This is a genomic window from Methylocystis echinoides (assembly GCF_040687965.1).
GTDB lineage: Bacteria > Pseudomonadota > Alphaproteobacteria > Rhizobiales > Beijerinckiaceae > Methylocystis > Methylocystis echinoides_A.
The window spans coordinates 162,344-184,387 of sequence record NZ_CP156085.1; the positions used below are offsets into that span (position 1 = coordinate 162,344).

The 22,044-nt window shown below is 61.6% G+C and carries 21 protein-coding genes, 2 pseudogenes and 1 riboswitch; of the genes and pseudogenes, 5 read left to right on the forward strand and 18 right to left on the reverse strand.

All coding sequences use genetic code 11. The features are described 5' to 3' along the window. Window positions 1-37: 37 nt before the first annotated feature. Window positions 38-1,327 (reverse strand): MFS transporter, encoded by a 1,290-nt coding sequence (locus tag RVU70_RS19430; RefSeq protein ID WP_363351449.1) that lies wholly within the window; start codon window positions 1,325-1,327, stop codon window positions 38-40. Then, window positions 1,324-2,064 carry an MBL fold metallo-hydrolase gene (locus RVU70_RS19435; RefSeq protein WP_363351451.1) on the reverse strand — a complete coding sequence of 247 codons (741 nt, stop codon included), beginning with the start codon at window positions 2,062-2,064 and terminating at the stop codon, window positions 1,324-1,326. The genes RVU70_RS19430 and RVU70_RS19435 overlap by 4 nt, the downstream gene beginning before the upstream one ends. Before the next feature lie 112 nt (window positions 2,065-2,176). Here RVU70_RS19435 and RVU70_RS19440 point away from each other — a divergent pair, with 112 nt between their 5' ends. After that, window positions 2,177-2,926, forward strand: coding sequence for a metalloregulator ArsR/SmtB family transcription factor (locus RVU70_RS19440; RefSeq protein WP_363351453.1), 750 nt, complete (start codon window positions 2,177-2,179; stop codon window positions 2,924-2,926). A 148-nt stretch (window positions 2,927-3,074) separates the two neighbouring features. On the opposite strand, the pseudogene RVU70_RS19445 reads toward RVU70_RS19440, so the two are convergent. The 11 genes and pseudogenes from RVU70_RS19445 to RVU70_RS19495 form a co-directional block, all read right to left on the reverse strand. Further along, window positions 3,075-3,460 (reverse strand): annotated as a pseudogene (locus RVU70_RS19445) (class I SAM-dependent methyltransferase); the annotation flags it as partial. A 5-nt stretch (window positions 3,461-3,465) separates the two neighbouring features. Then, window positions 3,466-3,657 carry a hypothetical protein gene (locus RVU70_RS19450; RefSeq protein ID WP_363351455.1) on the reverse strand — a complete coding sequence of 64 codons (192 nt, stop codon included), beginning with the start codon at window positions 3,655-3,657 and terminating at the stop codon, window positions 3,466-3,468. Between the two features lie 23 nt (window positions 3,658-3,680). After that, a pseudogene (gene arsB, locus RVU70_RS19455) lies at window positions 3,681-4,708 on the reverse strand (ACR3 family arsenite efflux transporter). 80 nt (window positions 4,709-4,788) lie between these two features. Continuing rightward, window positions 4,789-6,555, reverse strand: a complete 1,767-nt coding sequence (arsA, locus tag RVU70_RS19460) for an arsenical pump-driving ATPase (RefSeq protein ID WP_363351457.1) — start codon at window positions 6,553-6,555, stop codon at window positions 4,789-4,791. Between the two features lie 9 nt (window positions 6,556-6,564). Next, window positions 6,565-6,924 (reverse strand): arsenite efflux transporter metallochaperone ArsD, encoded by a 360-nt coding sequence (gene arsD / locus RVU70_RS19465; protein WP_363351459.1) that lies wholly within the window; start codon window positions 6,922-6,924, stop codon window positions 6,565-6,567. Between the two features lie 20 nt (window positions 6,925-6,944). Continuing rightward, entirely contained in the window at window positions 6,945-7,355 is a 411-nt protein-coding gene (gene arsC / locus RVU70_RS19470) for an arsenate reductase (glutaredoxin) (RefSeq protein WP_363351461.1), read from the reverse strand. A 2-nt stretch (window positions 7,356-7,357) separates the two neighbouring features. Next, a complete protein-coding gene (locus RVU70_RS19475) occupies window positions 7,358-7,885 on the reverse strand; it encodes an arsenate reductase ArsC (RefSeq protein ID WP_363351463.1) in 528 nt (175 codons plus the stop codon). Continuing rightward, entirely contained in the window at window positions 7,866-8,375 is a 510-nt protein-coding gene (locus tag RVU70_RS19480) for an ArsI/CadI family heavy metal resistance metalloenzyme (RefSeq protein ID WP_363351465.1), read from the reverse strand. Before RVU70_RS19480 ends, RVU70_RS19475 begins: the two co-directional genes overlap by 20 nt. Further along, window positions 8,344-8,712: a metalloregulator ArsR/SmtB family transcription factor gene (locus RVU70_RS19485; protein WP_363351467.1), complete on the reverse strand. Its 369-nt coding sequence runs from the start codon at window positions 8,710-8,712 to the stop codon at window positions 8,344-8,346. The genes RVU70_RS19480 and RVU70_RS19485 overlap by 32 nt, the downstream gene beginning before the upstream one ends. 53 nt (window positions 8,713-8,765) lie before the next feature. Next, window positions 8,766-8,993 carry a GDCCVxC domain-containing (seleno)protein gene (locus RVU70_RS19490; protein WP_363351469.1) on the reverse strand — a complete coding sequence of 76 codons (228 nt, stop codon included), beginning with the start codon at window positions 8,991-8,993 and terminating at the stop codon, window positions 8,766-8,768. After that, on the reverse strand, window positions 8,993-9,349 hold the full coding sequence (locus RVU70_RS19495; RefSeq protein ID WP_363351471.1) for a mercuric transporter MerT family protein: 357 nt from the start codon (window positions 9,347-9,349) through the stop codon (window positions 8,993-8,995). Before RVU70_RS19495 ends, RVU70_RS19490 begins: the two co-directional genes overlap by 1 nt. Before the next feature lie 144 nt (window positions 9,350-9,493). Between RVU70_RS19495 and RVU70_RS19500 the strand changes: the two genes are divergently transcribed. From RVU70_RS19500 to RVU70_RS19515, 4 genes are all read left to right on the forward strand, one after another. Next, window positions 9,494-9,928: a helix-turn-helix domain-containing protein gene (locus RVU70_RS19500; RefSeq protein ID WP_363351473.1), complete on the forward strand. Its 435-nt coding sequence runs from the start codon at window positions 9,494-9,496 to the stop codon at window positions 9,926-9,928. A 13-nt stretch (window positions 9,929-9,941) separates the two neighbouring features. Further along, complete coding sequence (locus RVU70_RS19505; protein ID WP_363351475.1) at window positions 9,942-10,400, forward strand: hypothetical protein; 459 nt, start codon at window positions 9,942-9,944, stop codon at window positions 10,398-10,400. A gap of 36 nt (window positions 10,401-10,436) precedes the next feature. Then, entirely contained in the window at window positions 10,437-11,252 is an 816-nt protein-coding gene (locus tag RVU70_RS19510) for a sulfite exporter TauE/SafE family protein (RefSeq protein WP_363351477.1), read from the forward strand. A 546-nt stretch (window positions 11,253-11,798) separates the two neighbouring features. Then, on the forward strand, window positions 11,799-14,438 hold the full coding sequence (locus RVU70_RS19515) for an HAD-IC family P-type ATPase (protein ID WP_363351479.1): 2,640 nt from the start codon (window positions 11,799-11,801) through the stop codon (window positions 14,436-14,438). A gap of 136 nt (window positions 14,439-14,574) precedes the next feature. Here RVU70_RS19515 and eno read toward each other — a convergent pair whose 3' ends face one another. The 5 genes from eno to RVU70_RS19540 all read right to left on the reverse strand — a co-directional run bounded on the left by eno (window position 14,575) and on the right by RVU70_RS19540 (window position 21,900). Continuing rightward, window positions 14,575-15,843, reverse strand: coding sequence for a phosphopyruvate hydratase (gene eno / locus RVU70_RS19520; protein ID WP_363351481.1), 1,269 nt, complete (start codon window positions 15,841-15,843; stop codon window positions 14,575-14,577). Window positions 15,844-15,861: 18 nt separating this feature from the next. After that, a complete protein-coding gene (locus RVU70_RS19525) occupies window positions 15,862-17,088 on the reverse strand; it encodes a cation:proton antiporter (protein WP_363351483.1) in 1,227 nt (408 codons plus the stop codon). A 304-nt stretch (window positions 17,089-17,392) separates the two neighbouring features. Next, window positions 17,393-18,622, reverse strand: coding sequence for an HlyD family efflux transporter periplasmic adaptor subunit (locus RVU70_RS19530; protein ID WP_363351485.1), 1,230 nt, complete (start codon window positions 18,620-18,622; stop codon window positions 17,393-17,395). A 1-nt stretch (window position 18,623) separates the two neighbouring features. Beyond that, window positions 18,624-20,177, reverse strand: coding sequence for an efflux transporter outer membrane subunit (locus tag RVU70_RS19535; RefSeq protein WP_363351487.1), 1,554 nt, complete (start codon window positions 20,175-20,177; stop codon window positions 18,624-18,626). 31 nt (window positions 20,178-20,208) lie between these two features. Further along, complete coding sequence (locus RVU70_RS19540) at window positions 20,209-21,900, reverse strand: MFS transporter (RefSeq protein WP_363351911.1); 1,692 nt, start codon at window positions 21,898-21,900, stop codon at window positions 20,209-20,211. After that, a riboswitch (Fluoride riboswitch) is annotated at window positions 21,884-21,946 on the reverse strand. It overlaps the preceding gene by 17 nt. Window positions 21,947-22,044: the final 98 nt, after the last annotated feature.

The following is a 22,044-nucleotide window of genomic DNA, read 5'->3' on the forward strand; positions in this document are numbered from 1 at the left end:
CGCGGTCAACTCCGCCGCTTGCTGCGCGGCTTTCTCCTTACCGCCGCTGATCATGGGTCTGTCTCATCACGGTCGGTTGAGAGTCGCGCATCAGCACAGCGACAATCACGCCCGAGACAAATGTGAGCGTCGCGACCGCGCCGATTGCCCACGCCATGCCGAACAGATCGGCGATAATGCCCGCCGAGAGCGCGCCGATCGCGTAGCCGAGATCGCGCCAAAAGCGATAGACGCTGAGCGAACGCGCCCGCCAGCTTGCATGCGACGCGTCCGAGACGGCGGCGATCAGGCTCGGATAAACCATGGCGGTCCCGAGGCCGAGGAGCAGGCTGGCGATCAGCCAGAAATGGAATTCGCGGGTCGCAGCCACGAGGAAAAGAGCCGCCGCCTGGATCCACATGCCCGCGACGATCAGGCCTTTGCGGCCCCATCGATCGCTCAACGGCCCGGTTGCGATTTGCAGAATGCCCCAGCTCGCCGGATAGACCGCTTTGAGAATGCCGATCCGCTCGACGCCAAGGCCAAAAGCTGCGAAGAACAATGGAAAAATGCCCCAACTCATGCCGTCGTTGAGGTTGTTGACGAGCCCCGCCTGCGAGGCGGCGAAAAGGTTGCGGTCGCGGAAGGAAGTGAGCGCAAACACTTCCCAAAAGCTCATGGCGATCGCTTTGTGGGGCGTGTCGCCGATTTCCGCGCGGACATGGGCGCGCGTGTCGCGAACCAGAATAATGGAGAGCAACGTGCCCGCTATGGCGTAGCCGACTCCCAAATAGATGGGCGTCGGCCGCAGCCCATATTCAGACGCCAGATAGCCTGTCAGAAACGCCGTGACGCCGACCGCCAGATAACCGGCGAATTCATTAAGGCCGACCGCCAGGCCACGCGACTTCGGTCCCACGAGGTCAACTTTCATGATGACCGTCATCGACCAGGCGAGGCCCTGATTGACGCCAAGCAACGCGTTGGCGGCGATGATCCATCCCCAGCTCGGCGCCCACATGATCATGAAGGGAACCGGCAGGCCAACCAGCCAGCCGAGGACCAGCACGCGTTTGCGGCCCCAAACATCGGCAAAATGCCCCGAGACCAGATTGGCGAAGGCTTTGACCACGCCGAAGCTAACGATGAACGAAACCACCAGCGTGGTCGAAGGGATGCCGAATTCCTCAGAGCCGATCAACGGCACGACCGTGCGCTCGATGCCGACCATGCCGCCGACAAAGGCGTTGAGCAGAACAAGCAGCGTGAACTGCCGCCAATTGGCGAGCAGGCCGAGGGTGACGCCGGAGGGCAAGCGAGTGGGCGCGCCCGTGTTGCGCACGCTCATTCCGCCGCTTCCTTGAAGCCGGAATTGACCGCGCGGATTTCAGCCGCTTGCGCCGGCGGCGGGGGAAGGTCGGCGGCCATCGCGCGGACAAAGGCTTCCTCGTCCTCAATGCGGAACGCCTTGTTGTGGCGCTTCTCGAAGCCGATCGTCGAGCTTGGCTTGCCGCTCAGGCTACGCCCGCAGACCGAGCCGGAGTAGGCGCCCGGCAGCGCTTCGAGGTAGTCCGGGAGCGCCTTGAGCCGCTGCACTGACCTGAACAGCACGCGCGCGCCGTCCTCGGCGTTGGCGGCGAGTTCGGTGCGGCCGAGATCGCCGACCATGAGCGTGTGGCCGGTTAGGACGAACCATGGTTCATCGGTCCGCGTTCGATCGGTGACGGGCAGCGAAATATGCTCAGGCGTATGGCCCGGCGTGTGCAGGACATGGATCGTGACGTTGCCCAGCTCCAAAACGTCACCGTCGCGCACGCCATGAAAAGGGAAAGCCGCGTTCGCTTCGGCGAACAGCACGTAAGACGCGCCCGCCGCCTCGGCCAATTCGCGGCCGGCGGAGACATGATCAGCATGCAGATGCGTGTCGATCACATAGCGGATGCGCATGCCGGTTTCTTCCGCCATGCGCAGATAAGCGCCGATATCGTCGACGGGATCGACAACTGCCCCGGCGGCGCGTCCGCCGCAGCCGAAAAGGTAAGAAGCCGCAACCGGGCTCGCACGCAGGAACTGGCGCAAGATCATCGAGGTCTCCGCATTTTGCTTGTTTTCCCAGCGCCTGACGCAAGAGCGTCTTGACAAAGCGAATTGGAAGACATTAAATTATTCGCTTGAATAATTATTGACAAGGCCGCCGATGTCAACCCAAAGTCCCAAACAGGCGCTGTTCGCGGTGTTCGCGGCGGTCGCGAAGGCGCTCGGCCATGCTCATCGCCTCGAACTGCTGGAGCAACTCGCCCAGGGCGAGCGCAGCGTCGAAGGGCTGGCGCAGAAGACCGGCCTCTCCATCGCCAACGCCTCGCAGCACCTCCAGCACATGCGCCGCGCCGGCTTGGTGGGCGCGAGACGCGACGGAAAATTCGTTTATTACAGGCTGGCCGATGAAGCCGCGCTTGATCTCTTGGCGGCGCTGGGCCGCTTGGCGGAGCGCAATGTCGCGGAAGTCGAACGCATCATGCGCCGCTATTTTAGCGACCGGGACGGGCTCGAACCCCTGCCGCGCGAAGCTTTGCTCGAAGGAATTCGCGCCGGGACGATCACGGTGCTCGACGTGCGGCCGGAAGACGAATTCGCGCTCGGCCATCTGCCGAACGCCGTGAACATCCCATTGAGAGATATGCAAGCGCGGCTCGGAGAACTCGATCCGTCGCAAGACATCGTCGCCTATTGCCGGGGACGCTTCTGCGTACTTTCCTTCGAGGCAGCCGCTCTACTCCGCAGTAAAGGCTTCGCGGCGCGCCGCCTGGAAGACGGGTTGCCCGAATGGCGCGCCGCGGGGTTGCCCGTCGTCGCCGAAGCTCCCAAGCCGCATTCCGACATGCAGCATAAGCGCCGCCAAGCATCTCGCGTAGCCCCGCAGGCGTTGAAATCCGCTCCCACGGGTTGAAGCCCTTCATGAGGTCGGGGCGTTCCGCGCGAATAGCCTCCCAAAAAGCGCTATTGGCGGGCTCGAAGAGATCCGGCCCCCATGTCGTGATGGCGAGCCGTCCGCCGGGACGCACCATGCGCCACAGCTCCTTGGTGGCCGCCACCATGTCGGAGACGAAGAAAATGCCGAAGACGCAAACGACGACATTGAAGCTGGCGTCGGATAGCCGAGCGCCAGCATATCGCCGGTCTTGAATTCAATATTGCCAAGGCCCTTGGCGCGCGCTTTCGCTGCGCCGAGCCGGACGAGGCGTTCGGCCAGATCGACGGCGACGACCTTTCCGTTCGCCCCGACGGCCTCGGCGGCGGGCGAAGCCGATCCGCCGCTCCCGCAGCAAACATCGAGAACTGTCTCACCCTCGCGCAGGCCAAGGCGCTCGACGGTTCGCCGCCCAAAGCGATGCCAGAACGAGCTGACGGGATGATCGAAATAATCGGCCGCCGCGTTGTAAGCGGCGGCGGCCTTGGCTTTCGCCTCTTCGAGTTCACCCATGGGGCCTAGCCAATTCCCTCGATGATCCGCCCGGTTCCGTCGCAGCGTTCGCAGGGCTCTTCCGTGGGTTGGCCCGTCTCCTTATCGACCTGTTTGCCGGTCCCGTGGCATTCGGGGCAGACATCCTCCCCCGTGCCGGGAATGCCCGCTTCGGGATCGTCGTCAGGCGTGTGGTGGCGAAGCGGATTTTTTGACATGTGATTGCCCCATCTGAGCTGGGTTAGACCGCTTTGTGTTCATACCATCCGCGCGAGCGGCGGACGATATGGACAACGGAGAGCATGACCGGCACCTCGACCAGTACGCCGACGACCGTCGCCAGCGCCGCGCCAGACTGGAAGCCAAACAGCGCGATTGCCGTCGCGACGGCCAGCTCGAAGAAGTTGCTCGCGCCGATCAACGCCGAAGGCCCAGCGACGCACCACTCGACGCCAAGCGCCCGGTTGAGCACATAGGCCAGTCCCGCGTTGAAATAGACTTGGATCAGGATCGGCACCGCCAGCAGGCCGATGATGAGCGGCTGGGCGATGATCTGTTCGCCTTGCAGGCCGAAGAGAATGACGAGCGTCAACAACAGGGCGGAAAGCGACAGCGGGCCGAGTCTGCCGAGCATCTTTTCAAAGCGTCTGGCCTCCCCTGCGCTAGAACCGCGCGCCGCCAGAGTTGCGCGACGATGACTGGCACGACGATGTAGAGGAGGACCGACAGCAAGAGCGTGCTCCAGGGCACGGAGATGGACGAGAGCCCAAGCAGCAAAGCGACAATCGGCGCGAAGGCGATCACCATGATGCTGTCATTGAGCGCGACCTGCGACAGCGTGAAATGCGGCTCGCCGTCCACGAGGTTCGACCAGACGAAGACCATGGCCGTGCAGGGCGCGGCGGCGAGCAGGATCAGCCCGGCGATATAGCTGTCGATCTGGTCGGCAGGCAGGTAGGGTCGGAAGAGATGGGAGATGAACAGCCAGCCGAGCAGCGCCATGGAGAAGGGCTTCACCAGCCAATTAATGCCGACCGTCACCGCAATCCCGCGCCAATGCTCCTTGACCTCCCCGAGAGCGGCGAGGTCGATCTTGAGCAGCATCGGGATGATCATCAGCCAGATCAAGCACGGCGACCGGCAGATTGACCTCGGCGACCGTCGCGCCGCCGATGGCGCGGAAGACCGCAGGCATCGCCTGCCCAAGGACACCCCGGCGACGATGCAGAGCGCGACCCAAATCGTCAGGTAACGCTCGAACACGCCCATGGCGGGCGCTTGGCGGGTTTGAGGCGGACGCGGGAGGGTTGAGGCTTCACTCATGGCCGTTACTCCTCCTCTAAAGCAGCTTAGGCCGGTTCCCTGAGGGGCGCCGCCAGTTTGAGAAGGCGTTCGACGCCAACGGGTTCTTCCTCAAGCAGCGGCACGGCGGCGTAGCGGCGGGCATGGAGTCTCGCCACCTTCTCCACTTCGACCAGTTCGTTTTGCGCGCGCTTGCGTAGGAGAGGCGAGCGCGGACGCGCCGCCGCCACACTGTTGTTGATGACCCATGCCCATGGTTCGATGCCGGCGCGCCGCAAATCGGCTTGCAGATTGGCCGCTTCGAGGACGGGCGTCGTTTCGGCCAAGGAGACGAAAAGGACCTTGGTACGCTTCGAATCCTGGAGCTGCATCATCGGGGTCGTGTAATGCCCGCCTTTGGCGTCGAGCATGCGAGCGACCTCACGGTGATAGGCGCCCGTCGCGTCCAACAGCAGCAGCGTATGGCCGGTTGGCGCCGTGTCCATGACCACGAATTTCTCGCCCGCCTCGCGGATGATGCGCGAGAAAGCCTGAAAGACGGCGATTTCCTCGGTGCATGGCGAACGCAAATCCTCTTCGAGCAAAGCGCGCCCTTGGGCATCGAGCTTCGCGCCTTTCGTTCGCAGCACTTCCTGCCGGTAGCGTTCGGTCTCGGCGTGCGGATCGATACGGCTGACCGTCAGATGCGCCATGGAGCCGTGCAGCGTCTCAGTGAGATGCGCGGCAGGGTCGGAGGTGGTGAGGTGGACCGGGAGCCCCCGCCGCGCCAGTTCGACGGCGACTGCCGCCGCCAGCGTTGTCTTGCCGACGCCGCCCTTGCCCATGAGCATGACCAGCCCATGGCCGTCAGCCGCGATGTCATCCACGAGATCGGAGAGGCTGGGGGCGCGGAGCGCGACCGGCTCTCCCGCCGCGTCCGGCTGGGGCGCGGTTTCCACAAGGAGCTGGCGCAGTGCATCGAGGCCGACGAGGTTGAACGGTTTGAGCGGCACATCATCGCGGGGCAAGGCGTGCAACTCGTCCGGCATCGCCGCCAAAGCCGCTTGCTCGCGTCCGTAAATTGCCTTGGCGAGCGGATCGAGCGCCGCTTCCTCCTCGGGCAACAGCCCGTTGACGATCAGAAATTGCTGGGTAAGGCCGATCGCCGCAAGCTCGCCATGGGTGCGCGCCGCTTCGCGCAGCGCCGAATTCTGGGCGCGGGCGACAAGGACGAGGCGGGTGCGTTGACCGTCTGCGAGCGCCTGCACGGCGGCGCTGTATTGCGTGCGTTGTTTTTCGAGGCCCGCGAGCGGACCAAGGCAAGACGCGTCGCCTTTCCCGGCTTCCAGAAATCCCGACCAGGCGACGGGCAACTGCAAAAGGCGAATGGTGTGGCCGGTCGGCGCGGTGTCGAAAACAATGTGGTCGTAGGACGAGGTGATTTCAGTATCGGTCAGCAACGCGGTGAATTCGTCGAAGGCGGCGATTTCGGTCGTACAGGCTCCCGAAAGCTGTTCCTCAATGCCTTTGACGACGGCCTCCGGCAGCTGGCCGCGAACCGGGCCGACGATACGGTCGCGATAGGCTTGCGCCGCCGCCTCCGGGTCGATTTCGAGGGCAAACAGCCGGGAAACATCACTGATCGAGGTGATTTTGTTCCCGATAGAGACCCCGAAAACCTGGCCGACGTTCGACGCGGGATCGGTGCTGACCAGCAGCACTCGGCGTCCAGCCTCCGCGAGCTGGATCGCCGTGGCGCAGGCGATCGAGGTTTTGCCGACGCCACCTTTGCCCGTGAAGAAAAGGAAACGCGGCGCGCCTTCGAGAAATTTCATGGCGTTACCTCAGCAGCATGAGGTCTTGCCGCCGCAGCATGAGCCTTGTTGCGCTTCGGCGGCTTCCTTGACGCCTGCCCAGCGCGCCAGCTCGGCGCGGTTCGGATAACGGCCGGCAAGCGCAATGTCGCCATTGACGAGGATCAGCGGCAGCGCCTCTTGACCCGAACGCTCAAGAAAGCCTTTCACCGTGACATTGTCGGCAAAGGCCATGGGTTGCTGGGCAAGGTTGAAGCGCTCGATTTGCGCGCCGTTCTTTTTCGCCCAGTCGACATCCGCCGCGAAGGTGACAAGCGCCTGATCGGTATCGACGCCACAAACGCCCGAGCTGCAACAAAGGGCGGGATCGAAAACGTGAATTGTGGTCATGTGAGTCCTTCAGGAGTGGGTTAAGCGCCCCTGCCGGTGACGACTTCGCCATCTTCCTTGGTGAAGTCGCCAATGTCGGGGTTGGGCAGAATATCGAGCACGGCCTCGGAAGGGCGGCACAGCCGCGCGCCATTTGGCGTTACGACGATAGGCCGATTGATGAGGATCGGGTGTTCGAGCATGAAGCCGATCAACTCGTCTTCCGTCCATTTGGGATCGGCTAGGCCGAGCGCCTCATAAGGCGTTCCCTTCTGTCGCAGCAGCTCGCGCGCGGAAATGCCCATGGCCTTAAGCAGCTCGACGAGTCGCGCGCGCGTCGGCGGGTCTTTTAGATACTCGATGACGACCGGCTCTTCGCCGCTTTGGCGGATCATCGCCAACGTGTTGCGCGAGGTGCCGCAGGCGGGGTTGTGATAGATGGTAACAGACACCCTCACGCCTCCGTTTTGTGACCGTGGGTCGCGCCTTCCGCCTCGCCGATTTCGCGCAGGCGCGCCTTCAGCTTGAGTTTGTCAAGGCGGGCGATCGGCGTCGCCAGCAGCAGCGAAATGCGCGTCTTCAGATAACGGAAGGCAAGGTTGAAAGCGCGTTGCTTTTCGATATCCGTGCCCTCGACGGCCGCAGGGTCTTCAATGCCCCAATGCGCGGTCATCGGTTGACCCGGCCAGATCGGGCAGACTTCGCCCGCCGCGTTGTCGCAGACGGTGAACACGAAATCCATCACCGGCGCACCGGGAGCCGCAAACTCCTCCCAATTCTTTGAGCGGAAGCCCTCGGTCGGATAGTCGTATTCCGCAAGGGTTTTAATGGCGAAGGGATTGATGACGCCTTTCGGCTGGCTCCCCGCCGAGAAGGCGTTGAAGCGCCCTGCCCCATCCTTGCGAAGAATACCCTCCGCCAAAATCGAGCGAGCGGTGTTGCCTGTGCAGAGGAAGAGGACGTTATAGACGCGTTCGGTCATTTGTTGGCTCCCGTTCCAGAACAACAAGCGGCTTCAATGACTGGCGCAGCTTTGAGCCGCAGCAGGGAGAGGACGCCCCCTTCCCGCCGGTGCGGAATCCCGCCAGCTTTTCATCGTCGCCGTAAATCGTGCTTTCGCCGGTCGTCAGGAACGACTCCCACAACAGCCCTTGCGGGTCGGAAGTCCACGCTTTCTCGGACTCGGCGTAGCAGCAGGTTGTCGCGCCTTCTTCCAGCATAGGGCGTTCGGCCTGTTGCAGGCGGCCATAGACTTCCTTCAATTCCTCGGGCGTCTCGACCTGAATCCCGAGATGATCGACGCCGGTCTTTCCGCCGCGCGCCGAGATCGCAAAATTCACGCGCGGGTCATCAAGCATCCATTTCGCGTAGTCGGGTTTGGCGACGGTCGGCTCGGCCCCGAAAAGCGCGCTGTAAAAGCGGACGGAACCCGCAAGGTCATCAACGGACACGTGCACGTGCAGGCGTTTCATGGCTTCCCTTTGGCTGGCAAGTTGAAGGAACGGCGGCCTCACAAGAGGCGGCTGCGCCTTGGCAGCAGTTTTCGGTCATGTAGGCGAGCAGCGCGTCCATAACCGGATACACCGCCGAGTAGATCAGCGACCGGCTTTCGCGCCGGAAGGTCACAAGGTCCGCGTGTTTGAGCTGGCTAAGGTGAAAGGACAGCGTCGCGGGCGGCAGGCCAAGCCGTTCGCCGATTTGTCCCGCAGGAAGCCCCTCCGGCCCCGCCTGCATGAGCAGCCGGAAAATATCGAGGCGGGTCTCGTGACCGAGAGCGACTAGGGCGGCGATGGCTTCTTGCTTTTCCATATTTCAAATATGATGGAAACGTTGGACGCGTCAAGAGCTCGCAAGCCATGCTCCTATGCGCTTGAGCAACATCCGGCGGGGCGCCGATGCTCGCGAGCTTCCTGAACCGGCGGACACGGAACGTCGCCATAGGAGCAAAACACGCAGCAGTCCCCAGCCTTTGGTTTGAGCAGCGCTCCGCAGCCCTTGCATTCATAGAAGAACTGGCATGCGTCCGTCGGCATCGTCTCGGCCGACTGGCGCCCGCAGGACGGACAGGTGATCACTGAGACGAGTCGCATCAGCGGCCCCGCATCAGCTTGAGCAACGCGGGGTCGATGTAGCCCCAGCTTGCCGCCGCGAGAACGATGGCCGAAGCACAGATAAGCAGCGCCAGGGTTGAGCGGGATCGTTCGGGCGACGCGCAGCTTTCGCCCGAGGCGCACGCAACAGGACGTTTCAGCCCCCACGCGCCCCAGCCGCCGACAATCGCCAGGGCGCTGATCAGCAGAAATGGCGTTCGCCATTCCGCAACCGTCTCAAGCCCACCGAGAACGCCCGCGCTGGCACCGAGCGCGGCGAGCCCGAGCGGGATGGCGCAGCACGAAGATGCGACAACCGCGGCGAATCCGGCGACGAGCCCAAGGCGGCGAACCATTTTTGCGAAGCTGCCAGGTTCGCGGGAGCCGAATCGGCTGGCGTTGTTTCTTGCGCTGTGTCGTTAATGGTCATGGCTCGCTCTTGCTTGATCGTCGGGGTATCCTGCACCCCGTAGCGACTACGGGGGCAAGAGGAACAATCCGTGAAATCCTTGACCATCGGGCAGCTCGCGGCGGCGGCGGGCGTCAATCTCGAGACCGTGCGCTATTACGAGCGTATCAAACTCATGCCGCCGCCCGCCCGAACGGCGAGCGGATACCGCGCCTACGAACAAGCTCATATTCGCAGGCTCGCCTTCATCCGCCGGGCCCGCGAGCTTGGCTTCAGCATCGAGCAAATCCGCGCCCTGCTGGCGCTCGCCGAGCCGTCCCGCGCCTCCTGTGCGGACGTGAGAGACATTGCGCGGACACATCTCGACGAGGTGCGGGCGGAACTCGCAGACCTCGCCAGACTGGAGCGAATTCTCGCGGAGACAATCTCTCGCTGTTCCGGCGATCCCGCCCCGCCATGTCCCGTGCTGAATATGCTGGCAACGTCGGGCCTAGGCCAAGAAAAGCGCACGGCCAAGAAAGTGTGAGCGCTCGAGGTGAATGGAGGACGCGATAGATATGCGTCCCGCCGCGAACGCCGTGGCCGGGACGCGGCGGCCCAGCCTCGAGCAGCACGAAGTCTCGCCGGACGCCTCGTCCAGCTGGGCGCAACGAAAGCGCGCGCCAATGGGTCTCGGCAATATCGACTTCAGGGCGGAGGACATGCTGGCGCTCGGCATTCCAGACGCCAGCTTGATGCCTGGTCTGCGTCTTGGGATTTTCTTCGTGCCCGATATGGTTGCCGCCACAAGAGAGCTTTGGCGCATAGTCCGCCCCGGCGGACGGCTCGCCATCACGGCATGGGGCCCCGGCCTGTTCGAACCCGCCAAAAGCGCCGGCATCACCAGAAAACACCAACCAGCGCAAAAGGTTAGACACAAAGTTCCTAAGATTACGCATGCCACTCTACCTAACACCCAACCCGCATTTGGCATGGCTTGGCCCCGGCTTTGCTCGTAGCGACATAGTCTGACGGCTATAACAACAGGAGCGCCGATGCGCGGCCCCGCCAACCAAATCAAAATGTCAGATGCGACAAGCCTTGCCATGGCCTTTGGCGGCGGCGCTCTCATTGGCGGGCTCGGCGGTCTCATCGGACTTGGAGGAGCCGAATTTCGACTGCCGCTGCTCATCAGTGTATTCGCATTTTCGGGGCTTGAAGCAGTCATCCTCAATAAGGCCATGAGCCTCATTGTCGTCGCCTTCGCGCTGCCTTTTCGATCGAGCTCCGTCCCCTTCGGAGAAGTTGCGGGAAATTGGCCCGCCATCATCAACCTGCTTACTGGCAGCCTCCTCGGCGCATGGCTTGGCGCGGGTTGGGCGACACGGCTGAGCCACAAAGAGCTCTATCGCGTTATCGCGGTCCTGCTCGTTTTGATTGCCATTGCTTTGGTGTTCGGCCACAACGCGGCCAATGCGGCTCCCGCGTTAACCGGTGTTGCGCAGATGCTGACCGGCGTTGTCGCCGGCTTTGCGATCGGCGTCGTCGCGTCGCTTCTGGGGGTCGCTGGCGGCGAGCTGCTCATTCCGACGCTGGTCTTACTCTTCGGCGCGGACATCAAGCTTGCAGGCAGTCTCTCGCTTGCCGTGAGTTTGCCCACCATGATCGTTGCTTTCACACGCTACAGCCGCGACAGAAGCTTCGCCGTTATGAGGAACAATCGCAGATTCGTCCTTGCCATGGCGACGGGATCCATCGCCGGGAGCTTTATCGGCGGGCAGATGTTGGGCTTCGTCCCAAGCTCCATGCTCTTGCCGTTGTTGGCGACCATCTTGGTTGTTTCCGCAGTGAAGGTCTGGCGGCATCAATAGCCCGGATGGCGCCGTCGAATCGCTGCCTACTCGGCGACTTCTCCCTCAGCAGGACCAAACCCACTGGCCATACGACCAGCGCCAGCAGGCGCCGCCGTGCCCGCCCGGCCATCCGTAAGGCGGCACGTAGTAACCGCTGCCCCGCCAGCCGTAGCCGCCATCCCAAGCCCTGCGCCCACCCCAAACGCCTCCCCGCCAATCGCAACAGCGGTATCCATCCCAGGCGAGTGCCGGGACCGGCGGCAGCGGAGCGCCGGCTAATAGCGCAGCGCAGCAAATCTTCTTGATCATCGTTTTCCTCAATCAGTTAGGCGGGCGCGGCCTTGGCATCCGTCGGCAAACACGCTTTCTTAGCCGATGGATGCTCGGAGCGGACCCAGGCCAAGCTTCGATCTCCGACCACGTAGAGACCGGCACTGCGTCCACTCAGTAACCCACATGCGAATGAGCTCCTTCTTTCCCCCCATGTCCTTCTGGCTTCTTCAATGGGCGCCTTCGAACCTGTCCGCCTCCCGAAATGAAGCTCCTCTCCAAGCAGAGGAGATCATGGCCGCAAGCCGGCTGGATCATGACGCCCTCCTCGCGTCGCTGCAAACCGCGCGAAGTGGATTGGATCGTGCCGAGGCGGAGACGCGGTTGACCTCGGCGGGGCCGAACCTCATAGCCCAGGAGGGGATCCCCAGTGTGTTCGAGGAGCTGTGGTCTCGCGCCAAAAGCCCCTTGAACGCTCTGCTCTTATCGCTTGCGGCGACGTCATATCTACTGGGCGACCTGCACTCGGCGGTTGTGATCACGATCATCGTCGCGCTCGCCATTGGGATGGCGTTCATCCAGGAGCATCGCTCCAACGAGGCGGCGGCCAAGCTTCGCCGCGCCGTCAAGACCATGGCGAGCGTGAAGCGTCGCGGCGCGGAAAAGGAAGAGGTCGGCCATCCCAACGGCTTCCAGGAAATACCTTTAGAAGACCTCGTCCCCGGCGACATTGTGCGACTCTCGGCGGGGGACATCATCCCAGCGGATCTGTGTCTCCTCGAGGCGAAGGACCTCTTCGTCGATCAGGCCGCATTGACCGGGGAAGCCATCCCCGTCGAAAAGTCCGCACAAGTCGACGCCGCGGCTGACCGGGACCTATTGAACATACCGAACATCTGCCTGATGGGCGGCAGCGTGGTGAGCGGATTCGCCACGGCCGTGGTCGTGGATACGGGCGCAAAGACCTATTTCGGCCAGCTTGCCAGCCGCGTCGTCTCGAAACGGCAGTTGACGAGCTTTGAAAGAGGCGTCAATCGCTTCATCCGGCTCATGCTTTATTTCATGTTGGCGCTGGCGCCAGCTGTGTTCCTGATCAATGGATTGACAAAGGGCGACTGGGCTGAGGCTCTTCTCTTCGCGCTCGCGATCGCGGTCGGGCTGACCCCCGAACTCTTGCCGATGATCGTCACGGTCAATCTGGCTAAGGGCGCCGTCGCCATGGCGGAAAAACGCGTCATTGTGAAGCGTCTCAACGCCATTCAGAATTTCGGGGCCATGGATGTTCTTTGCACGGACAAGACCGGGACGCTCACGCAAAACCGTGTTTCACTCAGCCTGTATCTGAACGTCGAGGGGAAGACTGACGAAAGGGTGCTTGAATACGCCTACCTCAACAGCCATTACCAATCCGGCTTGAAGAGCCTCCTCGACGTTGCGGTCTTGGAGCATGTAGAGCTGGGCAGAAATGTCCATTTGAGGCATGATTATCAGGTCGTAGACGAGATCCCCTTCGACTTCTCCCGGAAGCGCCTATCGGTTGTGCTGTCTCGTGGCGCCGGAGAGGGCAACGGAAACGGCGTCACCAGGTTCTTCAGGCTGGTCTGGGGCTTTCTTTCGTCGGGCGAAGGCGCGCATTTACTCGTCTGTAAGGGCGCCGTCGAAGAGACGCTTTCTTGCTGCGCTTTCTACGATCAAAACGGCAAGGCTATTAAATTCGGCCCCAAGCGCCGAAACGAAATTCTCGAACTAACGCGCGAACTCAACGAAGACGGGTTACGCGTCGTCGCTGTCGCATATAAGGAAGTTTCGTATCCGCCGAAAAATTACTCTGTCCCTGACGAGACCGACCTCACTCTCCTCGGATTCATCGCGTTCCTCGATCCGGCAAAAGAAAGCACCGGCGCCGCTCTCTCCGCCCTGAAAGCGTCAGGGGTTCAGATCAAAATCCTCACGGGCGATAATGAGGTGGTCACCCGCAAGATTTGCCGCGACGTCGGGCTGGAAGCGGATCGTATCGCGCTCGGCTCAGAAATTGAAAAGCTATCAGACGACGAGCTGGCCGAACTCCTCGACGGCGTGACCATCTTCGCCAAACTATCTCCCGATCAAAAGGCGCGCATCGTCAGAGCGCTACACAGGAAGGGCCACGTCGTCGGCTTTCTTGGCGACGGGATCAACGACAGCCTGGCGCTCAAGGCCGCCGATGTCGGGATCTCCGTCGATACGGCGGTCGACATCGCGAAAGAATCCGCCGACATCATCTTGCTGGAAAAAAGCCTGCTCGTCCTCCAACAGGGCGTCATCGAGGGACGCAAGGTTTTCGGCAACATCGTCAAATACATCAAGATGGGCGCCAGCTCGAATTTTGGCAGCATGTTCAGCGTCCTGGGGGCGAGCCTGCTCGTGCCTTTCCTACCCATGTTGCCGATACAGGTCCTGACCAATAATCTGCTCTACGATTTCTCTCAAACTGCGATCCCAACGGACAATGTGGACCAGGAATACGTCGCGGCGCCCCGCAGATGGGAAATCGGCAACCTCTTCAAGTTCATGATTTTCATCGGGCCAATCAGCTCGATCTTCGACTATTCGACCTTCTTCGTCATGCTTTATGTCTTCGACGCCTGGAGCAACGCCGCCTTGTTCCAGACAGGCTGGTTTGTCGAATCGCTCCTATCCCAGACCCTGATCATCCACATCATTCGCACCGCAAAGATCCCCTTTCTTGAAAGCCGCGCGAGCAACGCCCTTATCGCAACCTCGCTGATCATCAGCGCAATTGGCGCCGCCCTGCCCTACACGCCGATTGGGGAAGCGTTGAAATTTACGGCGCTGCCGCCGCTCTACTGGCCCATCCTTGCTGGCACGCTAGTGGTCTATGCGCTTTTAACGCAGGCGGTGAAGGTTTGGTTCGTTAAGCGCTGGGGTCTGTAGCGGGCGAAGCGGCGCTCCCCCTTGTCAGTTTTTGACATCTGACCCGTCATGTGGGCGGTTGCATGAGCGTTCCCCCGGAAGCGCTTCCTCAGGCACACAAAACATCCTGTGGCGGCCGCCCTAATAGTCGGCACCCCTAGGCGAATGGCGATTTAAACGTCGAGCAAGCCCCTAGTTCAGCCTCGATCTCGAGCAGACGATTATATTTCGCGATGCGCTCGCTCCGACAGGCCGATCCCGTCTTGATCTGTCCGCCCCCCATGGCGACGGCGAAGTCTGCGATAAAGGCGTCTTCTGTCTCGCCGGAGCGGTGAGAAATGACGTAGCCCCAGCCGGCTTCACGACACAGCGCGATGGCTTCAACGGTCTCGGTAACGGTGCCGATCTGATTCAACTTGATCAGCACCGCATTGGCGGCATGTTCCGCTATCCCGCGCGCGATGAAGGCGGGGTTGGTGACAAAAATGTCGTCGCCAACGATCTGGATCCGGTTCCCTTGGGAAGCTGTCTGCCGGCCGAACCCCGCCCAATCATTTTCATCGAGGCCGTCTTCGATTGAAACAATCGGATAGCTAGTGATCCAGCTCTCATAGAGCGCGATCATCTCGCCCGTGTCTTTCCGCCCCTGTCCTGATTTCGACAGGTCGTAGGCGCTCCCGTCCCAAAATGAACTCGCAGCAGGATCCAGCGCGATCGCGATGTCTTTGCCGGGCTCGTAGCCGGCGGCGCGAATGGCGTCGACTATCACCTCGCATGCCTGCTCGTTGCTTTCGAGATCTGGCGCGAACCCGCCTTCATCACCCACCGATGTCGAATAGCCTTTCGCGTTCAGGATCCGCGCAAGCGCGTGGAATGTCTCGGTTCCGAATCGAAGCGCTTCCGAGAAACTCTGCGCCCCTATCGGCAGGACCATGAATTCCTGGAAGTCCACCGAGTTCTGAGCGTGCTTGCCGCCATTGATGATATTCATCATGGGGACCGGAAGACGTCTGGCGCCGGCCCCGCCGAGGTAGGCATATAGCGGCAAGGCCGACGTTTGGGCGGCGGCGCGGGCGACAGCCATCGAAACGCCGAGGATCGCATTCGCGCCTAGCTTTGCTTTGTTTGGCGTCCCGTCGAGCTGCAGCATCCGCGAGTCGATTTCGGCCTGGTGTGTCGGATCCAGCCCTTTGATCTCAGGCGCGATCTGCTCATTGACGTTTTTAACCGCTTTCAGCACCCCTTTGCCGCCATAGCGCGCTTCGCCGTCCCGGAGTTCAACCGCTTCGTGTTCGCCTGTCGAGGCGCCCGATGGCACCGAAGCTGTCGCAACGACGCCGTTGTCAAGCGTCACGTTGACCCGCACCGTGGGATTGCCCCGTGAGTCCAGGATCTCTAGCGCACGCACCGCTTCAATTTTTGCCATCGGATGGCTCCTTTTCGATTAGGACCGCACTTCGGAATCTTCCAACGCCTTTTCGACCTCCGCCTCGTGAGCAGGCGTGTGCAAGGTCATTTCGTCCTTGGGCAGAAGATGGCGCGGCAGGTAGAACTTATTGGCGATGAGCGTTGGAAGCACCGCCGTGCCGATGATCGCGGCGACCAGGGTCGAATATTGCGCGTCATCGATGATCTTGTTGGAAAGACCAAAAAGCGCCGATATTGTTCCGAAGGTGAGCCCCGACGCCATGAGCAGGGTCGTGTACATGGCGTCCTTGTGCGGCGCGTTAAACACCCTCGCCACGGGGTAGACGCTCACGATCTTCGTGACCATCTCGACGAGAATAAGTGCGGCTACGCCAAAAGGCGCCAGGAGCACCGTCGGGATGGACACAAAATACCCAGCGCGGATGAAATAAAACGGCGTCAGCAATCCGATTGTTATCGCACGGAGGCGCTTGACCAGAGCCGCATCGCGGCCCACGCTCCCGGCAAGCGCCATTCCGATCAGATAGGCTGGAAGCACGGCCTCGCTGCCGGCCCACACTGCGAGCGCCCCGAGTCCCATGAGACAGAACAGCAGGAATTTGGACTCGAATTCAGAGGGCCTGCCGCCGAAAATCGCGTAAGCGCGCGGCGTGATCTTTGGCAGACCGACAAAGGCGCCGCCAAGGGCAACCGCGAAGAGCAAGGTCTTCCAGGTAAAGGGCGCGAAGACGAGGCCCAGCGTTATCACGGTTCCAAGATCGGTGATGAAACAGGCGGCCAGGATTGTCTTGCCGAATTCCACCCGGTTGAAGCCATATTCCATCATCACCGTATAAACGACGGCGACGGAAGTCGCCGCCAAGGCAATGCCCGCCAGAAGCGCGGCCGAGCTATCCCAACCAAGGAGATAGTGGGCGGCGGCCCAACACCCAATCGCGGGCAGCAGAAAGCTCGCGACACCGATGGCCGCCGCCTCCCGCCACTTCATCGTGAAGACATCCGGGTCCAGTTCCGCCCCGGCGAGGAACGTCAGGAATATCGCCCCGATCCCAGCGAAAGCCTTCACCCAGGGCTCTTGCACGCCGAAGACCGAATATTCGCCGAATGTCGCCAGCAATGAGCCGGCGATCATTCCGACGATGATCTCCACCAACGCGGTTGAGAGCCGGTATCTATGCGCGATCACGCTGGCGATAAGCGCCAGCGCGAATACAAATGCGACTTGTCCCCAAATTCCCGCCATATCCCTTCCTCCCTAGGTTATCCTTCGCGACGCCGCAGTTATTCGCCGAGCAACATTCCCGGCAATGACAAGCAGAAATTCGATGAGAGTGCGAAACGCTTTCGCGTCGATACGATTGACGATCTTCTTGCCGAGATACGACCCGCAGAGGAGCCCCATCGCAGAATTAGAGAAGACGATGATCCAAGAAAATGGTTATGCAGGAAGTGCACCGCCGCTTTTGCCCAATTTCTGGTCGCTACTGTCATTTCGGAACCCTTCCAGTAACTCTCACAAAGTTTGCCGCGGCCATGGCGGTCAGCCTTCAACGAACGCTCATTTCACGCCCTGCCGCACAGCTTTGATCCGTGTCCCCAGGGGCCCGGACGAGGTTTTTCTTGATGATATCATCGGCGCGAGTCTTTGCGTCCGCGAGGTCCTTGTCAAAAACGGTGGTCGAATATTCGCCGGTCGATGTTTTCACCACAGATCCGTTCATCGGCTTCGCTTCGGCGCTCACATTAATGGATGTAACCGTCGAGAGACCCGGTCGTAGCGGTGTTTTCTTAAGTTCCTCCGGGTCAATGGCGATACGCACCGGCACGCGCTGTACGATGCGGATGAAATTGCCGGTGGCGTTATCGGGCGGCAGTGTGGCGAAGACGCTGCCAGAGCCTGGCACGAGACCTTCGACGGCTCCGTGGAAGGTCGCGCTTGATCCATAGAGATCGACTTTGATGATCGCGGGCTGGCCGGGGCGAACCCGCTCCATGCGGTTTTCCCAGAGATTGGCCTCAACCCAGAGGTGGTCGAGGGGCACAATATTCATGATCTGGTCACCAGGCCGCACCCGCTGTCCGACCTGCACGCGCCGCTTGGCGACATAACCCGTGGCTGGCGCGCGAATGCTCTGGCGCAGGAACTCGATATAGGCGTCGTTGAAGCGCGCCTTGGCGAATTCAATATCCGGGTGTGTTGTTGGCGTCACGCCGCCGAGCCGCGACTCCATCGCTTGATATTCTGCGCGAGCTTCGCGTAGATCGGCTTCCTGCGCGGCGAGAGTATCCTGGGTATTCTGTAAGACCTGGCCGGAGGCTGCGCCGCTCGTCGCCGCCTGCTTGTAGCGTGCAAGATCATGGACCGTTCGTTCGCGAACCGCGGCGCGGGCCGTTATCTTCTGGCAGATCTGCCGGCGGTTAGCGAACAACGCTCCAACGTTACGCACCGCGCGCGCAAGTTCGGCTTCAGCCTGGCCGAGCGCGGCGCGAGCGCGTTGTTCGTCGAGCTGGATCAGTACGTCGCCATTCTTCACGAGCTGCGTTTCTTCGGCCAGGACCTTGGCGACGACGCCGGTCGCATCGGCCTGCACCGGAATGATATTGCCGCTCACAAACGCATTGTCGGTCGTCACCCAGTCGCGATCATAGGTCAGATAGCGGAAGGCGGCCGCCAACACGCCAACGACCACGCCAACCGCCAAAGCCTTGAGCAGGAAATTGCGGCGCGCGCGTATGCTTTTGCGGGAGCGCGGGGCACCCGTCTGTTCCACGGTCAAGTCAGCCTCCTCCCAGCGATTGCACGACGTCGACCACCGGCGTGATCGGATCGGTCTCTGGCGCCGGCCTCGGCTCATAGGCTTGCGGGCCGGCGTCATAGCCGCCACCGAGAGCCTGCATGAGATCCACCGTCGCGATGAGTCGGTCGCCTTCCATGCCGCGCTGGATAAAGACAGCGTCAAGCGTGTCGGCGTATAGCTGCACAAATTCCCGCCGGTCCTGCAGGCCGCCCTGGAGTCGGATGCGGGCAAGCTGGACCGCGGCGCGGCGCGCCTTGATGAAGCGTCCTTGCGACTCGTACTCGGCCTTGGCCCTCTTCAGGGTGGCGAGCGCATCTGCGACCTGCTGCGCGGCGGTGAGCAGCGTCTCATTGTAGGTATCGACCGCCTGGTCGTAATCGGCGCGCTGGGTTTCGAGATTGCCGGTGAGCTTGCCACCCTGAAAGATCGGCAGATGCAACCCCGGCGTGACGCTGTAGACCATGGCGCCGGGGTTGAAGAGGTAGCCGCCGAGCTTGGCGAATTGGGTGGAGGTGACGGAAGCTTCGAGCCCCGCCGAGACCGAGAGGTCAATCGAGGGTAGAAACAAGGCCTTTGCGGCATGAATGCGGTCCGCCCAGGCCTCGGCACGACGGAGCGCCGCCATAAGGTCCGGGCGGTGAGCGAGCAATTCGATTGGGAGTTCCCTCGGCAGAGCGGGCTGTGCGGGCGAGACGGTCTGCCGGCGGACGAAGAGACCGCGCGCCACGTCGGGCCCCTCCCCCATGAGGCGCGCCAGCGCGTTTTCCTGTATCTCGATCGCCGCCGTCAGCGAGGCCTCGCGGCGAACGGCCGACTCTTCATTGCTCCGGGCAATCTGGACAACGTCGAGGATTTCGATGCCCGTTTGGTAGCGCGTTTCAGCGAGCTGGCGGAGTTCACGGCGCATGCCGGTCAGCTCTTTGGCAAGTTTGAGCTGTTCGCCCAGAATATAGCCGCGAAGATAGGCGCGCGCGACGCTCGTTGTCAGCAGTAAGCGAGTTTGTTCAAGCTCTCCCGCCTGCGCCAGCGCGTCGCCGATGGCGGCGTCGAGCAAGGCGCGGTTCTTGCCCCAAAAGTCCAGTTCCCATTTGGCGGAAATCGGGTTGAGGAAGGCGGCAGATTTATGTTTTCCTCCCTGCAGCGGATTGAGCCCGGCGGCGACGCCGCGCTCGGCGTAACGATACTGTTTGTAGGAGAGATCGGCCTCGACATAGGGCGTCAGGCGCGAGCCTGCGATGTCGACGGCCGCCTCGGCGTCTTTCAGGGTGTCGGCGGCCTTCCTCAAGCCCTGATTGTCCAGCAGCGCCTTTTCCATGACGCCGTCGAGGTCGGCGCAGCGGAAGGATTTCCACCATTGTTGACTTGGCCAACCGTTTTCCGCGCTGACGCTCTTCACACCGGAAGCCGCGATTGTTCGCCTCATTGGCGGCGGCTCCATGAATTCCGCGCGTTGCTCCTGCGCTGTGGGCATGCAGCCCCCCAACGACGCGACCGCCGCTGCGACAGGGATGGATCTCTGCAAGCGGCGGATCACGCGTGGAGTTCCGTTGAATTCAGCCAAAGCATCAGGGCTCTTCCATGAGTTCTTCAGCGCGGAGGAGCTTCAAGCTTGGCTTCGGCGCGGGCTTCTTGGGCTTTGCCAACCAAACAAAAATCGCAAGGCCAAAGAAGGCGAGCGCCCCTGTGAGGAAAGCGTCGTTGAGTCCCATCAGCAGCGCTTGCTGGCGAATGAGGCGAGAAACCTGCGCCCGCGCGACGGATTCGCTCATGCCCAGCCCTTGCAGCTTGTCCAAAAGCTGCGGGAGAAGGTCGAGCGAGGGGAAACGCCGACCGCCAAGTTGGTCGGCGAGGTCCAGTTGGTGGAAGGGCGTTCGGCGGAACTGCATGACCCCTTGCAGAGTGATGCCATAGGCGCCGGCGGCTGTGCGCAACATCGCAAGCTCCTCTGCGGCGCGGATCAGCTGCGAGCCCGCAAGACCTTGGACGGCGATGGCGGCGGGAGGCGCGAAAAACGTCGCCAGGAAGAAGCCGAAGAAAGTCATCGGCACAGTGATCTGGTCGAACGACGCGGGCTTATCGAACAGGCCCAGCCAGGTCATGGTCACCGAGAAGCCGAGAAAATTCAGGCTGGCGAAAAGGCGCAAATCAATGTGCCGGACGAGCAGGTGCACGACCGCGACGAGAGGCACAGCGAGCAGGGCCATGGTAAGATAGACAACACCTGCGCCTGACGAGGTGTAGCCCAGCAGTAACTGAAGCTGTCCGACAAAGACCGACAGCATGCCCTGAATGAAGAGGAAGCCGACGACGGAGCAAAAAGTCGCGACGGCGTAGTTGCGATGAGCGAAGAGGCGAATGTCCAGAACCGGGCGCCGCTCACCCAGCTCCCAGATGATGAATGTCGGGAGAGCGATGACGACGGCGATCAGGACGATTGTCAGAAAAGTTGACCCGAGCCAGTCGAAGTCATTGCCCTGATTGAATATTGTCTGAATCCCGACCAGGGTGAAGGCGATCAACAACACGCCGACGGTGTCGAAACGCGTGATGCGCCGGCTGTAAGGGCGGCCATAAAGCAGAGCGCCAATAACTCCGGCAATGAGCAAGCCAAAGACCACATTTGAATAAAAAAGCATCCGCCAGTTGAAATACTCCGCCCAGAAGCCGCCCATGAAGACGCCAAGGGTAAAAGGCGCCATGCTGAGCACGCCCCACCAGGCGACCCCGTAGGTGCGGAATTTCTCGGGGAGTTCATTTAGGACGAGGCCCTGGCCGATGGGGAGAAGCACCCCGCCTGCAAGCCCCAACAGGAAGCGCGCCGGCACGAAGAACCAAATGGTTTCGCTCCAGGCGCAAGCGAGGGAAAAAACCGCATAGGCGATAAATGCAGCGACATAAACCCGGTAGTCTCCGTACCGTGCCGACAGCCAGCGGGCGAAGGGCAGGCCGAGCACGATCCCCATCATGTGGTCGGTCGTCGCCCACGTGCCAAAACTGGGCGTGACGCCCTGGAGGCTGCCGGCCGCGTAGGGGGCGAGCACCGTGTAGCCGGGGACATTTGAGAGGGCGATGATGTTGCCGCCAGCGATCGCCACATTGAAAAGGACAAACCGCCAACCGGTTAGCCGGTCTTCCTCAACGGCTGTCATGTTCCCGCCCAATCCGAGCGAGAGCAGTGCCATTTCAGGCGTAATCGGAGGGGAAACAGGGGCTTGTTCAAAGCGGACTCCTAGCGTGCATGCGCAAGCAGGAGTCATCAGCCCCAAGGGCGGTTACAAGGCGAACTCCATCGCCTTCACCGATTTATAAGCCGCAGGGAAGTATTCTTGTCAACATCCGTTAGGTCGGCGTCAGTTGCGGTTTGGATGCTCGTCAGCTCAGGCAAACGGCGCTCCGACGGC

Bases quoted from the DNA above. Each gene is read 5' to 3' on its own strand.
- RVU70_RS19505 (WP_363351475.1), top strand. From the start codon at position 9,942: ATGGAGGACGCGATAGATATGCGTCCCGCCGCGAACGCCGTGGCCGGG.
- RVU70_RS19490 (WP_363351469.1), bottom strand. From the start codon at position 8,993: ATGCGACTCGTCTCAGTGATCACCTGTCCGTCCTGCGGGCGCCAGTCG.
- RVU70_RS19540 (WP_363351911.1), bottom strand. From the start codon at position 21,900: ATGACTCCTGCTTGCGCATGCACGCTAGGAGTCCGCTTTGAACAAGCC.
- RVU70_RS19525 (WP_363351483.1), bottom strand. From the start codon at position 17,088: ATGGCGGGAATTTGGGGACAAGTCGCATTTGTATTCGCGCTGGCGCTT.
- RVU70_RS19450 (WP_363351455.1), bottom strand. From the start codon at position 3,657: ATGTCAAAAAATCCGCTTCGCCACCACACGCCTGACGACGATCCCGAA.
- RVU70_RS19485 (WP_363351467.1), bottom strand. From the start codon at position 8,712: ATGGAAAAGCAAGAAGCCATCGCCGCCCTAGTCGCTCTCGGTCACGAG.
- RVU70_RS19515 (WP_363351479.1), top strand. From the start codon at position 11,799: ATGGCCGCAAGCCGGCTGGATCATGACGCCCTCCTCGCGTCGCTGCAA.
- RVU70_RS19435 (WP_363351451.1), bottom strand. From the start codon at position 2,064: ATGATCTTGCGCCAGTTCCTGCGTGCGAGCCCGGTTGCGGCTTCTTAC.
- RVU70_RS19480 (WP_363351465.1), bottom strand. From the start codon at position 8,375: ATGAAACGCCTGCACGTGCACGTGTCCGTTGATGACCTTGCGGGTTCC.
- RVU70_RS19495 (WP_363351471.1), bottom strand. From the start codon at position 9,349: ATGGTTCGCCGCCTTGGGCTCGTCGCCGGATTCGCCGCGGTTGTCGCA.
- RVU70_RS19440 (WP_363351453.1), top strand. From the start codon at position 2,177: ATGTCAACCCAAAGTCCCAAACAGGCGCTGTTCGCGGTGTTCGCGGCG.
- eno (WP_363351481.1), bottom strand. From the start codon at position 15,843: ATGGCAAAAATTGAAGCGGTGCGTGCGCTAGAGATCCTGGACTCACGG.
- RVU70_RS19430 (WP_363351449.1), bottom strand. From the start codon at position 1,327: ATGAGCGTGCGCAACACGGGCGCGCCCACTCGCTTGCCCTCCGGCGTC.
- arsD (WP_363351459.1), bottom strand. From the start codon at position 6,924: ATGACCACAATTCACGTTTTCGATCCCGCCCTTTGTTGCAGCTCGGGC.
- arsA (WP_363351457.1), bottom strand. From the start codon at position 6,555: ATGAAATTTCTCGAAGGCGCGCCGCGTTTCCTTTTCTTCACGGGCAAA.
- RVU70_RS19510 (WP_363351477.1), top strand. From the start codon at position 10,437: ATGCGCGGCCCCGCCAACCAAATCAAAATGTCAGATGCGACAAGCCTT.
- RVU70_RS19475 (WP_363351463.1), bottom strand. From the start codon at position 7,885: ATGACCGAACGCGTCTATAACGTCCTCTTCCTCTGCACAGGCAACACC.